Raw genomic sequence first — 15,417 nt, 5'->3', positions numbered from 1 at the left:
TCGACGAGACCAAATCCTGCTAACTCTCGGAGAAGAGATCTCATGACAACCACTGCCACGGTGGCGCCCGACACGTCGGAGTCCGGCGGCGGCCAGAAGAACGTGGGCCTGCTGTTCGCCGGACTCATGGTGACGATGCTGCTGGCTTCGCTCAACCAGACCGTGCTGTCCACTGCACTACCGACGATCGTCGGCGAACTCGACGGTGTCGACCACATGACGTGGGTGATCACCTCCTACATCCTCGCCTCGACGATCGTGATGCCCGTCTACGGGAGCATCAGCGACCGTCTCGGCCGCAAACCCGTTCTCATCGCGGCGATCCTGCTGTTCCTCGCCGGATCCGTGGTCGGGGCGCTCGCTCAGGGGATCGGCGTGCTCGTCGTCGGCCGCGTCGTTCAGGGACTCGGGGGTGGCGGTCTGATGATCCTCTCGCAGGCGGCGATTGCCGACGTGGTGCCCGCTCGCGACCGCGGCAAGTACATGGGACTGATGGGTGCGGTGTTCGCGGTGTCCTCGGTGGCTGGACCGCTGCTCGGCGGCTGGCTCACCGAGGGTCCCGGGTGGCGCTGGGCATTCTGGATGAACCTGCCCCTCGGCGCACTGGCCATCGCCGCCACCGTGGCCTTCCTGCACCTGCCCAAGGTCCACACCACCATCCGCCCGAAGATCGACTACCTCGGCATGGCGCTCATCGCCACTGCGACCACATCCGTCGTCCTCGTCTGCACCTGGGGCGGTGGCACCTACGAGTGGGTCTCGCCGCAGATCATCGGGCTCGGCATCGGCACGGTCGTCCTGGCTGCAACGTTCGTGTTCGTCGAATCCCGCGCTGAGAGCCCGGTCATGCCGTTGACGCTGTTCAAGGACCGTAGCTTCGTCCTGACCACCATCGCAGCACTGATGATCGGTATCGCGATGTTCGGTGCCGTCGGCTACATGCCCACCTACATCCAGATGGTCTCAGGTGTGAACGCGACCGTCGCCGGACTGTTGATGATCCCGATGATGGGTGCGCTTCTCGTCGCCTCGACCTTCTCGGGGCAGATGGTGTCGAATACCGGGCGGTACAAGCCGTTTCCGATCGTCGGGTCGATCGTCATGGGTATCGGGCTCGCGTTGCTCTCGACCATGCACCCGAACACAGCGACATGGGTGATGTGCGCGTACCTCGCAGTGTTCGGCTTCGGTATCGGTCTCGGCATGCAGATCCTGACACTGATCGTGCAGAATGCGTTCCCCGGCAATGTCGTCGGAACGGCGACCGCGTCGATCAACTATTTCCGCCAGGTGGGTGCCACCGTCGGTTCCGCCATCGTCGGCTCGGTTTTCGCGTCGCGACTGGTCGCCTTGATGCAGGAGAATCTTTCCGGTGTCGGTGACGCGGGGGGTGTCGCCGGTGGTTCGGGTATGAAGTCGCTGACGCCGGCGTCGGTGAATGCACTTCCCGAGGCGGTACGCATCCCCGTCGTGGAGTCGTACAACGACGCTCTGTTGCCCATTTTCCTGTTCATGGTGCCGCTGGCGGTGCTCGCGGTCATCGCACTGTGGTTCCTCGAGGAGAAGCCGCTCAGCGAGCACGTTGGAGCGGAGGGCTCGGCCGAATCGCACGCTGCGGATCACATGCCGCCGAACGAGGTACTCGACGGTACTGACGTCACTTCTGCTGCCCGGCAGAATGTTTCGGTGGGCGTCGGCAACGGTTAGTCGTCATCGTCCGGCCGACCGAGAAGGCGTCGCGGGCGCGGTCGGCGAAGACCGGCCCGTCCCGTTCTCCCCCGCGATTCAGGCCAGACGCCGGTCGAATGCGAGTGTGGGTGTGCCGGTGGGGATGTCGACAGTGTAGGCGCGGGTGCGCACGGTGTCGGCGGTCAGGTCCATCGCCATGAAACCGACGTCGGTGAAGTTCTGGTACAGGTTGGCCCGCTCCGGGGTCGTCGATTTGCCGTGGCTGTTCTTTCCTGCCGCGCCCGAGACGATCTGCCGGGTGCCCTTCGACGCGATCGTCGGTTCGAGCACCTGCAGCGTGTGATCGTGCCCGGAGAGGATGAACTGGCAACGCCCGACCACGTGGTCCTCGAAGAATCGCTTGACGTGTACGCCGTTCATCGGCTCGATCGGGATACCGTCGTAGGAGCCGGCGTCACCATGGGACCCGTTGCTCAGATAGGGGTGGTGGGTGCACGCGATCTTCCATTTCGCCGGCGACTGCGCGATGGCGTTGTCGAGCCAGGCGCGCTGCTCGCTCATGAACTGACCGTCCGGCATCCAGTAGTGAACCAGCAAGGGCGGCAGGTACGCGGCGAGTGGGTTGAGGTCCAGGACGAAGAACTCGACGATCGGGTTGACCTCGGGAACCCGTACCGAGTAGTAGCGGCTCGGCATCCACCACTTACGGGAGAGGCGGTGGTAATCGACCTCTTCGTCGCCACGCAGCAGCCAGCCGCCGTCGCCCCCGACCACGGCGCTGTTGTCGTGGTTGCCCTGCACCATCGCCCACGGGAAGTCGAGGCCATGGTTCGGGTCCTCGAACTTGGTTGCGAATTGCACGTCCCGTTCGGTTTGTGGACCGTGGTTGTAGATGTTGTCGCCGAGGCCGAAGGCCATCCCGAACGGTTCGGCGTCGTGCACCGTGCGCATTGCGTCGCCGACCGCCCACTGCGCCGGGGTGCCCGTTCCGGCGTCACCGGTGACGAGCACTCGCACCTGGTCGTCGGAGGGAAAGGGGAACTTGCCGGTGTCTGCGACCGCTCGTCCCAAACCGGCACCGTAAAGCGGAGCGAGGGCTCCGGCTGCGGTGGCTCCGGCCAAGAAGCGCCGTCGATTGATATCGGCAAACCCCATCGTTGCAGTCCTCATCGTTCGAGTCGGTTGAGCATCGTGCCCAGCTAACCCGAACCTGGACGACCGTTCAACTGGCCGATGGGTGGACCGCGCAATGTTCGCTCGGCGTTCATCTTGCCGTAGCCGTCGAACGTTCGCGTCGACAGCGGTCGATTCGTGGGCGAGAAATTGGGTTGGACGGGGCTACGTTCAGATTTATAGTTCTGTGCGAGACCGTGACATCGCACGAGGAGGTGAGACCCATGTACGCAGTACGCAGGTGGGTGCTCCACTCGTGTTCACGGTTCGGCGATTGACGTGACTGTCGCTGGGAGCGCCTCGACAACACGGCACTCCCGAAAGGCAACACCATGCACTTCACTTCCGAGACCCTGCATGTCACGTCAGAGACACTGGCGAACGGGGTCATCGAACGCACCTTCACTCTGGGCGAGATCACGGGCGTGCTCTGGTCGCCCGCATCCGGACCAATCGGCGCACCGTTGCTGCTGTTGGGTCATTCCGGCGGCATGCACAAGAAGGCGCCGGGGCTGGTCGCCAGTGCAGTTCACAGCGTGACCACCCAAGGGTTCACCGTCGCCTCGATCGACGCGCCTGGACACGGCGACCGGCCACGAAACCCGCAGGATCAACGGTGGGCCGAGGCGATCCATCGAGCAAGAACGGCGGGTAATCCGATCGCCCCGATCGTCATCGACTACAGCTGGTCGCTGGCCGAGCGTGCGGTCCCGGAATGGCGGGCGACGCTGGACGAACTGCAGGCACTGCCCGAGATCGGCGGGGAAGCACCCATCGGCTATGGCGGTGTTTCGTCGGGTGTCGTGGCCGGAATGATGTTGGCGTCGGCTGAATTCCGGATCGCCGCCCTGAGCTTAGGTGCCGTTTTCGTGGACGATGCTCTGATCGAGGCGGCACGGAAGGTCACCGCTCCAGTCGAGTACCGGATTCCCTGGGACGACAGGCACTTCGATCACAACGAAGGGGTCGCCTTGTTCGATGCCTTCGCCTCCAAGGAGAAGGTGTTGCAGGCCCGGTCGGGCAGGCAGTATCCGGTGCCTGACGGCGAGCGTGATGCGTCAGCGCAGTTCTTCGCCCGGCACCTGGTCCCGACCGCCGCCACGTCGACGACGTGATCGTCGCATGGTGGCTCCTCACCGCACCCGGGTCCGCTAGCGGCAGCGAGCCGTTCGATCACTGGACGTAGACCGACACGTAGGCGTTGGTGATGGTCCCCAAGCCGGGGCCGAGGCAGGTGGCCGAGCCCTGCCCATCCGGTCTGAAGGAACCACCCCACGCCCCTCGGTAGGGGCCGAAAGCTACGAGCGGGAACCGGTTAGGGATGAAATGCAGTCCGAAACACTCGGTGGTGACTGTGTACTCCCGATGCGGGGGCGTACCGACGTCGTGGCAGGTCGCTGATGCGCTGACGAAGTCCCGCGTGATCACACAATCCTGCGGTGCGGCCTGCGCCGTCCCCGAGCCGATAACCGCACTGAGTCCGAGCACGGTCGCAGCAGCGATGGTGATCCGCGTGGCAACTTCTGTTGTTTGCGTCTTGCGCTTCATCTGCAATTCTCCCGCCAGGGCCGTACGAGTGCCTACCCAGAAAGTCGAACGTGGGCTCCGAGTTGTTACGTGGCGCCCGCGCCAAGGCGTTGTTACGTGGCGCCCGCGCCAAGGCGTTGTTACGTGGCGCCCGCGTTGAGCGGAGCTAGGAAAGGCGTTCGGTGAGGCGGACCTCCACCTCGTCGCCGTCGGACTTGCCGATTGCCTTGCGGACGGCGGCGCTCACAGGAAGCTTGTGGGTGCCGTCGCCCAGGGCCATGAAGGCGCCATGGAACGGCTCCCCGTCGACGGTTCCCGCGACCTTGACCAGTCCCCGGGTACCGAACACCGTTGCGGAATCAGGCAGCTGCACGCACGTCCATGTGTCGCCCTCGCGTACCTTGCCGAGAACCGCCGTGAACGTGATGTCGAGAGGTCCTTGCTTCTTGTTCATCTCGACCCCTTCGATTGGGCGGGTGGGTCACACGAACCAAGTACTCGACGTCGAGGCTACGCCCTGAATGATCTGGGAAGTTTGGACTACGATTCGTGCGTGGAGAATGCGATTCTGGCGCTGCTGTTCTGGGCCATGGTTGGTGTGTCGGGCTGGGTCGCATACAACGGAACGCAGGGCCGATTCACCGCTCCCGAGATGGGATACAAGGTTCCCGACACAGTCCGTCAGAATGTGGATCTGGCCGCGAGGGCCAACGGGCTGGTTGCGCGGTGGAGCGGTGCGGCGGCAATCATGGCGATACCGCCTGCAGTCCTGTTCACAGTGTCGGCCCTCGGTGCAGTGACTTTGGAGTTGCCGATGGTGTGGCTTGTTGCCGTGGCAGCCTATGGAATCGCGATCACCATGATCGTTCGGTATCCATTCGAGCGGGTCGCGCGCATGTAAGTGCGAACCCGTGCCTGAGCAGAGTGTCGGTTGGCAGCTGTTCGGTGCGGCACTCGCGTGCGAGACCGTGTGCTGGCCTGAGCGGTGTCGGATCGGGTGTCTCGGCCGCATCCCCGATACCCGAGCACGTGGGTTCGCGATGTCCGCGACGATGTGCACCGCCGACAACGATACGAAATCCGATCGCGAACGGTGCCGGCCATTGTACGGTCGGATGATGAAGGCACGCATTCTCGCGTCATCTCTGGGTGCTGCGATGGTCGCCCTCGTGGCGCCGTTGTCACTGCCCTTGCATTCGGCATCGGCGGCTCCCGCGCCGTGTTCCGATGTCGATGTGGTGTTCGCTCGTGGTACTGCCGAACCGCCAGGCCTGGGTGGCACGGGCACGACCTTCGTGGAGTCGATGCGGTTGCTTGGTGGGGACAGATCGATCAGTTCCTATGCTGTGGATTATCCGGCCAGCGCCGATTTCGGCAACCAGGTCGCCTTCGTCGACAACGTCGTGGACGGTATTCGCGACGTCCGCACCCATATAGAGAACACCGCCGCGAACTGCCCGGGTACGAAGATCGTTCTGGGCGGATACTCACAGGGCGCTGTCGTGAATTGGTTCGCCACCCTGCCGGGTAAGCCCGAGGGGGTTTCAGCCGAGTATTGGAACGGTATGCCCGCACCGCTCTCGCCTCAGGCTGCCGACAAGATTGTCGCTGTCGTCAATTTCGGAAAGCCCTCGGCTCGTTTCATGAAGGACGCGGGCGCACTGCCCCTCACTGTCCAGGCGTCGGACGCGTCGAAGACCGTCGACTACTGCATCCCGTTCGACAACATCTGTGACGGGCAGCCACTCGCCCAACCGAACCCGCTGCATGTGTTGTATGCCGTCAACGGCATGACCGTGGCGGGTGCGCAATTCGCAATCAGTCGCCTGTAGCCGTACCAGGTGGCGACCGGGTTACTGGTATGACGCAGTATCGGCGACCGGACAGTGCCGGTCGCCGATACTGCTGTCACCAAGAGTCAGTCTGCGGATCGGTCTGCGTTGGCTGATTCGGTTTCGGTTTCGCGGACTTCTGTCCGGTCGTCGGCCGCCTCCGGTTCATGTGCGGTGGTCGAGCGCCGTTCTGCGGCCTCTCGCTCCTTTGCGGCTTCCTGACGGTCGATGTGCCGGAACAGGAGGTGCTGCTGGCAGAAGGTCCAGAGGTTGTTGCTCACCCAGTACAGCAAGATCGCGACGGGGAGGAACCACCCGAAGGTGAGGGCGCCGAGCGGAAAGACCCACAGCATCAGCTTGTTCATGATTGCCACCGGCGGGGTGGGCTCCACGATCTGACTGCGCCACGCTATCGATGCCCTCGCGTTGAAGTGTGTTGCGAGGCTGGCGATCACCATCAGCGGGATCGCGACGGCGGCGATGGCGGCCATGGTCGGGATTCCGCCGTGCGGTGCAAAGGACTCGAGCACACTCTGCGGGCTGGTGATCGCTGCGGAGATCGGCACACCGAACAGACGCGCGCTCAGAAACGACTGCACGTCGGCGACGCTGAAGACGTAGTTCGCGGTGTTCGCGTTCTCCTCCGGGGTCATCCCGAGGCCGCCCACTGCGGTTCCGGTGCGGTTGAACGAACGCAGTACGTGATAGAGCCCGAGGAAGACGGGAAGTTGCACGAACATGGGCAGGCACCCCAGCAGCGGCTTGACGCCGTGCTCCTTCTGCAACTTCTGCATTTCGGCGGCGCGTCGAGGACGGTCGTCGGCGTACCGGTCTTTCAGGGCCTGGATGTGCGGTTGCAGCTTCTGCATCCGGCGCGTTGTGCGCATCATCGTGATTGCCGGCCAGAGCAACACGACGCGAACGGTGAAGACCAGAAACACCACAGACAGCGCCCAGGCGAAGCCGTTGTCCGGGCCCAGAATCGCTCCGAAGGCCTTGTGCCAGAACCACATGATTCCGGAGACCGGATAGTAGATGAAGTCGAGCATTCTCGAATACCTCTTTGCGGCACGATGCGACATCGTGCGAGTAGGAGTTCACGCCGATTCGTCCTGGAGACTACGGCGTGGCAGGGACGGTCGAGCGAGAGTCGGCCGATTCGCGAGTGTTATGCGAGGGCCGGGACCGGTCCGGGTGCGCGGGCCTGGCGGGGACGGCCGGGATTGTTCGGTGCGCTCTGCCTGCGGAAGGCGCCGCGTAGTCGACGTTCTTCGCGTCGTGGGCCGACAGTCGGTGACGTCACCGAGTGCAGCTGCGAGCGCGAGTCCTGTCCGGTAGCCGAGAGCAGCAGGACGAGCGCGACCGTGGCGCCGACGACTGCAGTGGGCGCGTCGATCGCGGTTGTCGCAAACACAACCAACGTCAGACCGGTCACCCATGTGAACTGAACCAGGTTCAGTCCCCGCGTGAGAGCGGTCAACGTTCGCGTCATGCGAGGCAGCATACCGAGTGTCGTCGTCCACGGCAGGTCGTAGCGCACACGAATTTCGACAGACGGGTCGCAGACTGTACGGTTCGGCTGGGGCGGGGTTCCCGAACACCTCACCAGGACCAGGGGGGAATCACATGGGTAGTAGGTCGGTCGGTCCGCGTGGCGGGATTCGCATCCCGCGCCGATCCCGAAACCGCCGTGGATGTTTGGTCGCGTCGATGGTCGCTCTCATGGTTGTGGTGGCCGGCTGTGGGTCACAGCAGGTGACTACCGAGACGGATTCGGAGGCTCCTGCGCAGGCGAGCCCGGCTCCGCTGCCCCGCGGGGAGCACATTGCCTTCCTGTTGGACGACACCCGGGCCGATTTCCTGTGTCGGATTCTCGACGATGCCACGTGGGGTGAATTGCTGGGCGGACCCGTCGACAAGACCACAGAAGACGAGACGTGCAGTATCTCGAGTGCTGCGGGCGCTGTCCTCCTGGAGTTGACCGACGAAGAGGAAACGCAATTGGCCCGGCATGCGCCTGTCGCCGGCCGGCCTGCGCGCATGCACGACCTGGTCAACCTCGGTCAGAGTTGGCAGGTCTCGTTGTTCGACGGATTGGCCGAGCGTGGATACCGCCCTTCGGACCTCACGCCGTATCTCGATGTCACCGTTGCCGCAGACGACGGTGTGGAAACGCGAAGCGAGCAGATTGTGCAGGCTGTGGTGCAGAAACTGACGCAGCCGGGCCCCGAACTGCCTCCGCAGGGCGAGTTCGTCGCGACTCCACCCACCCCGGGTACTGACCTGACCGTCCTGCCTGTCCCGCTCATTGCCCGGCAGGTGTGCACTGCCGCACTCGATGCCGCGGAGCAAACCCCGACCACCGCAAACCTGTACTTCACCGGGGAAACGCCTTCGTGCACCTTCGTCCCACCGGACGCAAAGTCCGGAATCATCAAACCCGATGACGGTGTCTGGGATTTCCACGTCAGCTTCACCCACTACACGGCTGACCAGCCCACCGGACCGCCGGGGGAATTGCAGCCCACCGAGAACCCTGCCGGCTATGTTGCCTGCCTGGACGAGACCTGCGAGTACTGGTTGAGCATAGAGGGCGAAGACACCGGCAGCCCGGTGACGCTGCGACAGGTGGCCGAACGCGTCGTCTCCCGGTTCCTCGGAAGATGATGCGCTAGTTGGCCCAGCACTGGCCGCCGCGAGAGGGATCGTGGTAATAGCCCGGGTAGCACGGCAGAGAATAGGGGTCGGCAGGCGCGGGCGGTGCGGGCTCCGGGGCAGGAGCCGGTGGTGGGGCCGGTGCAGGGGCGGCCGGACCGCCGACAGGGAGGCACGGCCCGTCCGGTGGCGGCTGGTGGCTGTATCCGGGATAGCAGGGCAATACATCCGATGGTGCCGGAGCTGGGGCGGGAGCCGGAGCCGGAGCACGCTCAGGTGGAGGTGCCTGGACGCGCGGCGGCGCAGACGTCGGTTCGCGCCGTGTGGTCGGTTCGGATCGGGTGGTGGTGTCCGGCGGGGCGCTCGATGCTGATGTGCTCGATGCTGATGTGCCAGGCGATGCAGTCGGCGCAGGAACCGCCGAACTGGTCGCCGAGGACGTTGCGGGCACGGCCGGGTTGCTGATTTCTGGGGCGTTCGTCTTGAACTCGCCTCCGGCGAGGACCCCGGCCAGTCCCCAGATCAGGAGGACAACAGCTACCACTGCCGCACCGAAGCCGGCGTACTTCCATCGTTTGTCACGATCCTGAGTGCTCGTCGCCTCGGGCTCTGCGACCGGCTCGGTTCCCGTGCTCGCCGCAGTGTCCGCAGCATGCGCAGCGCTCGCATCGGCCAGGTTCTGATCGATCACGTTGACGACGGTTCCTGCGGTACGCAGTCCACGAGTACTGGTGTCGAGGGCGCGTACTGCCAGGATGGAGGTCGAGTAGTCCACATCTGGACGGAGAACGTGTGGTGCGAGCGGCGCACCGGAAGGGTCGCGTGGCGAAGCCGGTAGCCCACCGATGGCCTCCACCGCATCAGGGGCCTGTGCCGCCTCTCCGCGTAGAGCCCAGGTCTTGGTCAGCAGGGCGTACAGAACGGCGCCCACGCCCTGGACGTCCGCGTCGGGGTTCGCGTCGGCCGGAACCGCAGGAAAGGCGAGTACGGCGTCGCCCCGGTTGCTGATCCGGATTCGGTTCGGGTGGTCGATCGACAGCGCGCCTTGGCTTCGGTGTGCCAGTTCCGCGGCGGTAGCCAGCGCGCGGACCGCCTGAGCCGATTGCGTCGACGAGGTTTCCGTGATCTCTCGTAACGGCACACCGGGAGTCCACTCCGCAACCACGATCCCGCCCACTGCACCCACATTGGTGACGTCGAGAATCCGCGCGAGCCCAGGACTGTCGATGTGGCCGAGGCGTAGTGTCCGTTCCAGTATCGAAGCTTGGTCGTCACCTGGAGGAACGACCGTGAGTGCCACATCCCGCTCGAGAGTCCCATCGAACGCGTGCCAGAACTGGAAGCCCTTGACCGCGCCCTGCGGCGACAGCAGGCGGTAGCGGCCGGCGCCGATCACTCGACCGGGCACCAACCTCGAGGTCTGGCGTCCGTTGTGGTCGCCTCCAGGCGCTGAATTCGATCCGGTCATCTACATCATCTTCCAATTTCAGCGCAAGAATCGCCACCGAACGATTCTTGCGCGTGGCGGAGACGAACGAACACCGCTCGACCCGGCGGATCATGTCGAGGCACAGTCGGTGTTCCCGCAGATCACAGTGACAGCCGAAATATCGTGCGGCTCACGGTGTGAACGCCAGGGTGACGACACAGGATTCGCTGGTCCCCGGACCATTGTGCGCGTGGACGATGACGCGGTTGACGTCGGCTGCGGCCGTACCGGTGTCGACGGTGTCGTTGCCTCCGGCGGCAGACGGCCCGGTCACCACTGACCCGTCCTTCATCTCCAGGTCGAAGGTCAACCTGGAAACAGGGTTCTCATGGATTTGCAGCTTCAGGTTGAGATCGTAGGGAACCAACGACACGATGCCCGGGTCGCATTCAGCGCCCTCCTCGACCCCGAGGAGACGGATGTCTGCGGATTCCGAGTTGGTCGTCGTGTGTGCCGGTGCCGGCCGGGCGTTGTCGATTGTGAAATCGCTACATCCCGACAGAAATATTGCTGTCGTGGCCAGCAGAATCCCCGAACCCCGTATTGAATCTCCCCTGTTCACCGCGGGGACGCTACGGCACCATCGAGAATTGTCAATAGACTCGAGTCTCGACTGTGGTGAGTCTCAGAGTGCTGGTCACAAGATTGGTGATATATCTCAGGAAGCCGACGCGAGCGTGATGACGCAAGACCCGCCGATTCCGGACTCGCCCCGAGCGTGGACGATGATCCGGTCGACGTCGAACGTGGTCTTCCCTGTGGTCACCTGGAGCCCTCGCTGACCCGGATCGAACGGGATCTTGAATTCGCCTTTATCGATAGACCCGTCCTTCATTACGTAATCGAAGGAGAACTCGTCACCCTGAATGCCATGGGCATTCAATTTCAGCCGGAAGTCGTACGGGACGTAGGACACCACGTCCTTGTCGCATTCGGCACCTTCTTCGACCCCGAGGATGCGGGCGTCGGGTGCGCGTACTTCGGCGCTCGGCGTCGCCGAAGGTGTCGACGCGGCATCTTCGGAGGTCGGCGTTCCACACCCCGACAGGAGTACTGCCGTCGCCAACAGAATCCCCGAGCCCCGCACGGCGTCTCCCCTGTTCACCGTGAAGACGATACGTGGTGGCTGGAACTCGATTCGACCGGCTTCCTCGGACGGGGTGTGCGGTGCACCTGCAGCGTGGGAACATGGCATGGGCTGGCGGAGAGAGGATGAAGATGCGCGGCAAGAAAGAGCAGACCGATTACAGTGAGGCCGATCTGCAGGTCAAGCCGCAGAAGGATCATGCGGCGGGCGTCCCGGCCGTCGCGGTCGCATTGAAGCGCTCGTTCGAGCGTATGGGGTTGGTCCGCTCGGCGGAGGCGTTGCTGCAACTGAACCAGGCCGAGGGGTTCGACTGCATGAGCTGCGCCTGGCCAGACCCCGACGCAGGTCATCGTGCGAGCGCCGAATTCTGCGAGAACGGCGCCAAGGCGGTTGCGGAGGAAGGCACCCGAGATCGTGCGAACCCCGACTTCTTCGCCAGGCACAGCATCGCGGACCTCGACAGTCACACCGAACATTGGCTCGGCCAGCAGGGTCGGATCACTCATCCGATGGTCAAGCGCCCAGGCGCGACCCACTACGAGCCGATCAGCTGGGACGACGCGTACGCATTGATCGGTGATCAACTGAAGGCGCTGGAGCGCCCGGACGAGGCCATCTTCTACACGTCCGGCCGGGCGTCCAACGAGGCGGCCTTCGCGTATCAACTCTTCGTCCGGGCGCTGGGGACCAACAACCTGCCCGACTGCTCCAACATGTGCCACGAGTCGACCAGTGTTGCCTTGGCGGAGTCGATCGGCATCGGTAAGGCGAGCGTGACGATGGACGACGTTCACCACGCGAAACTGATCGTTCTGCAGGGGCAGAACCCGGGAACCAATCATCCGCGGATGCTGACGGCGCTGGACGAGGCCAAGCGCAACGGCGCGAAGATTCTGTCGATCAATCCGCTGCGCGAGGCCGGTCTGGTCAATTTCAAGAACCCGCAGACTCCGCGTGGTGTGGTGGGCCCCGGCACCGATCTGTCGGATATGCATCTGCCGATTGCCGTCAACGGTGATCTGGCGCTGTTGCAGGCGTTCGGGGCGCTGCTGGTGCAGTGGGATGCGCTCGATCACGACTTCATCGACCAATACACAACTGGCTTCGAGGAGTGGAAGGCGAACGTCACCGATATCGACTGGGATGTGGTCACCACGACGACCGGCCTCTCGCGTGAGGAGATCACGGAAGCCGCGGGAATGCTGCGAGATTCCGACGCGACGGTGTTCTGCTGGGCCATGGGCCTCACTCAGCACCACAATTCGGTTGCGATCATCAAAGAAGTAACCAATGTTGCTCTGCTGCAAGGAAATATCGGCAAACCTGGCGCGGGTCTGTTCCCGGTCCGCGGGCACTCCAACGTGCAGGGTGACCGGACGATGGGTATCTGGGAGAGGATGCCGGACCACTTCCTGGACGCGCTCGAGAAGGAGTTCGGTTTCGACCCGCCCCGCGAGCACGGTTACGACACCGTCGATTCGATCCGTGCCATGCGCGATGGCAAGGCGCACTTCTTCCTCGGGCTCGGCGGCAACTTCGTTCAGGCGGCGCCGGATACCACTGTGACTGCGGCGGCCATGCGGACGATGAAGATGACGGTCCATATCTCCACCAAGATCAACCGGTCGCATCTGGTGTGCGGCGAGACTGCGCTGATCCTGCCGACCAAGGGCCGCACAGAGCAGGATATTCAGGCCAGTGGGGCGCAGTACATTTCGGTGGAGGATTCGGTGTGCGCCGTCCACGCGTCCCGTGGTCCGCTGAAGCCCGCCAGTCCCTACCTCGAATCCGAGGTCGGCATCATCACCCGCATCGCGGAAGCCGCAATCGGTGACCGCTACGGGATCGACTGGAAGAGCATGCGCGACGACTATGCCAACATCCGCTCGCACATCTCGCGGGTCGTGGAAGGCTGCGAAGGGTACGAGGTCAACGCCCGGCGCCCAGGCGGATTCATTCTTCCGCACCCGCCGAGGGACTCCCGCACGTTCGAAACCAAGTCGGGCCGAGCCGAATTCGCCACCTCGCCCATCGACGTTCTCCAGGTTCCGCGCGGACACCTGGTTCTGCAGACTCTCCGCAGCCACGACCAGTTCAACACCACCATCTACGGGCTGAGTGACCGTTACCGCGGCATCGAGGGTGGCCGCCGGGTGGTGTTCATGCACCGCGACGACATCGCTGCCCTCGGGTTCGACAACGGCGACATGGTGGATCTCGTGACACAGTGGGACGGTGACGATCACGAGCGCCGCGCCGACTCCTTCAGAATAGTCCAGTACGACACCCCTCGTGGCTCGGCTGCCGCCTACTACCCCGAGACGAACCCGCTCGTGCCGCTCGATTCCACGGCACTGGGAAGCAATTGCCCCACCTCCAAGTCGATCATCATCTCGTTGGAGCGCGCAGGGCAGGTGTAATTCGGCGTAGGTCGCTCACTTCCCGGTGAAGCGCGACGCGCTGGGCGTGTCGCCATCGCCTGGGCGCACGTTCGCGATCGCCTTCTCGAGCGTGCTGCCCAACTGCCGGACGTCGTCTGCCGAGATGCCCGCGAACAGTTGATCGGCGGCTTTCCCGAAAGCCGGGACCAGTTCGGGCGTGATTCGCCGACCGGCCTCGGTGAGTTCGAGGTCGACCACTCGACGATCGATTTCGCTGCGTCGGCGTCGCACCAATTGCTTCTTCTCGAGGCGGTCGAGCAGCCGGGTCACCGTTGCCTTGTGGTGAGCAAATGTGAGCATGCTCCTCCATCAGGCAGTCGCCTCTTGCGGGGCGACGGTCCCGGTCCGATCAACCCGGGTCGGGTTGTGCCGGGTTGACGCTTCACAGCCTCCTGCCTGGCCTGCGTGTGCAGGCCCGGTCTCACGGATGGCTCCACGTCCTGCCACCGACCTACTGCCGGCGGAACTCTGTTCACCCAGGATATGGGTCTCGCCGAGTCGGGCGAGGTTGATCGCGGCATTACGATCACGATCGATCGACAACCCGCAGTACTCACATGCATAGGTGCGCTCGGCGAGGGTCAGGTTTGGCTTTCGCCCACCACACCCCGAACACGTCTTCGAACTGGGATAGAACCGATCCGCCGCCACCACCGTGGACCCATACCAGGCGGTTTTGTAGGTGAGCATCCGTCGCACCTCGGCGAGTGCGGCATCCGCGAGGGCACGGTTGAGGCCCTTCTTGTAGGCGCCACCAGCACGGCGCATACCGGCGGCGCTCAACGTCTCCACGGTGACGACCTGGTGCTGTTGCGCGAGGGCGGTGGTGGCCTTGTGCACCACATCCCGGCGTATCGCGGCAGCCCGCGCATGCGTTCTCCCTATCCGGGCTTGGGTGCGTTGCCACCGCGCCGACGGTCTTTGCCGGGTCTTCGTGGCCGGGTCGTAGGGGCCGTGCTGGCGGGCGGCCTTGCGTTGCAACACACGGAGACTGGCCTGCGCTGCGGTGAGTGACTTCGGCGCCCGGACTCGGTTGATCTCGGTCCCGTCGGGGGTGGCGACCACCAGGAGGCTGTCGGCCTTCACTCCCACATCCACCCCCACCACCGGATACGGCGACCGTGACGCGTGGGCGGGCCGGGTCTTGGCCGCCACGAGAGTCTGAAACGAGCAAGACCATCGCCCCGACGAATCCTGCGTCACCGTGGCCGACAAAATCCGTGCGGTCCCGGACTCGATCCGCCGCGCCAGTTTCCGAGTCGACTCATGCGTTTTGATCATTCCCACCCGGGGAAGACTCACATGATGCCGGCCGGGTTCGACGCGGAGGGTGCCGGTGGTGAACCGAACACTGCGCCGCGCACGCGCGGTCTTGAACCGCGGAAACCCCACCGCCTTCCCCGCCCGCGCACCTTTACGCGACTGGCTCCAGGCGTCCAGACCGCGGGCCAGGCTGTCGAGACCGGTGTTGTAGGCCTCCTTCGAGTTCGCACCCCACCACGGCGCATAGTCGTCCTTACGCCG

Annotated in this window: 15 protein-coding genes and 1 pseudogene; 6 read left to right on the top strand and 10 right to left on the bottom strand. The window is 64.2% G+C overall.

Annotated features, from left to right (window positions below; translation table 11 throughout):
- Positions 1–42 precede the first annotated feature (42 nt).
- Positions 43–1,707 carry an MDR family MFS transporter gene (locus ACZI8Q_RS18465; RefSeq protein ID WP_463375027.1) on the top strand — a complete coding sequence of 555 codons (1,665 nt, stop codon included), beginning with the start codon at positions 43–45 and terminating at the stop codon, positions 1,705–1,707.
- A gap of 78 nt (positions 1,708–1,785) precedes the next feature.
- Here ACZI8Q_RS18465 and ACZI8Q_RS18460 read toward each other — a convergent pair whose 3' ends face one another.
- On the bottom strand, positions 1,786–2,844 hold the full coding sequence (locus tag ACZI8Q_RS18460; protein ID WP_463375026.1) for a metallophosphoesterase: 1,059 nt from the start codon (positions 2,842–2,844) through the stop codon (positions 1,786–1,788).
- A 371-nt stretch (positions 2,845–3,215) separates the two neighbouring features.
- On the opposite strand from ACZI8Q_RS18460, the gene ACZI8Q_RS18455 reads away from it, so the two are divergent.
- Entirely contained in the window at positions 3,216–3,977 is a 762-nt protein-coding gene (locus tag ACZI8Q_RS18455) for an alpha/beta hydrolase (protein WP_463375080.1), read from the top strand.
- A 58-nt stretch (positions 3,978–4,035) separates the two neighbouring features.
- Here the strand turns inward: ACZI8Q_RS18455 and ACZI8Q_RS18450 are convergent, their stop codons facing one another.
- Both ACZI8Q_RS18450 and ACZI8Q_RS18445 read right to left on the bottom strand, forming a co-directional pair.
- Entirely contained in the window at positions 4,036–4,410 is a 375-nt protein-coding gene (locus tag ACZI8Q_RS18450; RefSeq protein WP_463375025.1) for a hypothetical protein, read from the bottom strand.
- Positions 4,411–4,555: 145 nt separating this feature from the next.
- On the bottom strand, positions 4,556–4,843 hold the full coding sequence (locus tag ACZI8Q_RS18445; protein WP_463375024.1) for a DUF1905 domain-containing protein: 288 nt from the start codon (positions 4,841–4,843) through the stop codon (positions 4,556–4,558).
- Positions 4,844–4,942: 99 nt separating this feature from the next.
- Between ACZI8Q_RS18445 and ACZI8Q_RS18440 the strand changes: the two genes are divergently transcribed.
- Both ACZI8Q_RS18440 and ACZI8Q_RS18435 read left to right on the top strand, forming a co-directional pair.
- On the top strand, positions 4,943–5,290 hold the full coding sequence (locus ACZI8Q_RS18440; RefSeq protein ID WP_463375023.1) for a hypothetical protein: 348 nt from the start codon (positions 4,943–4,945) through the stop codon (positions 5,288–5,290).
- A gap of 214 nt (positions 5,291–5,504) precedes the next feature.
- The gene (locus ACZI8Q_RS18435; protein ID WP_463375022.1) at positions 5,505–6,221 is read left to right on the top strand and encodes a cutinase family protein; all 717 of its coding nucleotides are present in this window, start codon (positions 5,505–5,507) and stop codon (positions 6,219–6,221) included.
- Positions 6,222–6,307: 86 nt separating this feature from the next.
- Here ACZI8Q_RS18435 and yidC read toward each other — a convergent pair whose 3' ends face one another.
- Together yidC and ACZI8Q_RS18425 are read right to left on the bottom strand one after the other, a co-directional pair.
- On the bottom strand, positions 6,308–7,270 hold the full coding sequence (gene yidC / locus ACZI8Q_RS18430) for a membrane protein insertase YidC (RefSeq protein WP_463375021.1): 963 nt from the start codon (positions 7,268–7,270) through the stop codon (positions 6,308–6,310).
- Positions 7,271–7,389: 119 nt separating this feature from the next.
- A complete protein-coding gene (locus ACZI8Q_RS18425) occupies positions 7,390–7,713 on the bottom strand; it encodes a DUF6412 domain-containing protein (RefSeq protein ID WP_463375020.1) in 324 nt (107 codons plus the stop codon).
- A gap of 218 nt (positions 7,714–7,931) precedes the next feature.
- Between ACZI8Q_RS18425 and ACZI8Q_RS18420 the strand changes: the two genes are divergently transcribed.
- Complete coding sequence (locus ACZI8Q_RS18420; RefSeq protein ID WP_463375019.1) at positions 7,932–8,888, top strand: hypothetical protein; 957 nt, start codon at positions 7,932–7,934, stop codon at positions 8,886–8,888.
- A 4-nt stretch (positions 8,889–8,892) separates the two neighbouring features.
- On the opposite strand, the gene ACZI8Q_RS18415 is transcribed toward ACZI8Q_RS18420, so the two are convergent.
- The 3 genes from ACZI8Q_RS18415 to ACZI8Q_RS18405 all read right to left on the bottom strand — a co-directional run bounded on the left by ACZI8Q_RS18415 (position 8,893) and on the right by ACZI8Q_RS18405 (position 11,470).
- Positions 8,893–10,344, bottom strand: a complete 1,452-nt coding sequence (locus ACZI8Q_RS18415) for a protein kinase family protein (RefSeq protein ID WP_463375018.1) — start codon at positions 10,342–10,344, stop codon at positions 8,893–8,895.
- Between the two features lie 151 nt (positions 10,345–10,495).
- Positions 10,496–10,927, bottom strand: a complete 432-nt coding sequence (locus ACZI8Q_RS18410; RefSeq protein ID WP_463375017.1) for a hypothetical protein — start codon at positions 10,925–10,927, stop codon at positions 10,496–10,498.
- Positions 10,928–11,023: 96 nt separating this feature from the next.
- Positions 11,024–11,470 (bottom strand): hypothetical protein, encoded by a 447-nt coding sequence (locus ACZI8Q_RS18405; protein ID WP_463375016.1) that lies wholly within the window; start codon positions 11,468–11,470, stop codon positions 11,024–11,026.
- A gap of 113 nt (positions 11,471–11,583) precedes the next feature.
- Between ACZI8Q_RS18405 and ACZI8Q_RS18400 the strand changes: the two are divergent.
- Positions 11,584–13,866: pseudogene (locus ACZI8Q_RS18400) on the top strand (FdhF/YdeP family oxidoreductase); the annotation flags it as partial.
- 21 nt (positions 13,867–13,887) lie between these two features.
- Here ACZI8Q_RS18400 and ACZI8Q_RS18395 read toward each other — a convergent pair.
- Both ACZI8Q_RS18395 and tnpB read right to left on the bottom strand, forming a co-directional pair.
- Positions 13,888–14,193, bottom strand: coding sequence for a MarR family winged helix-turn-helix transcriptional regulator (locus ACZI8Q_RS18395; protein ID WP_463375015.1), 306 nt, complete (start codon positions 14,191–14,193; stop codon positions 13,888–13,890).
- A gap of 9 nt (positions 14,194–14,202) precedes the next feature.
- On the bottom strand, positions 14,203–15,417 hold a 1,215-nt coding region (gene tnpB, locus ACZI8Q_RS18390; RefSeq protein ID WP_463375014.1), incomplete at its 5' end, for an IS607 family element RNA-guided endonuclease TnpB.

The sequence above is a fragment of the Rhodococcus quanlei genome (genome assembly GCF_055231015.1).
Note: the sequence above shows the minus strand (reverse complement) of the source record. Positions and strands in the feature narration are given on the sequence as shown.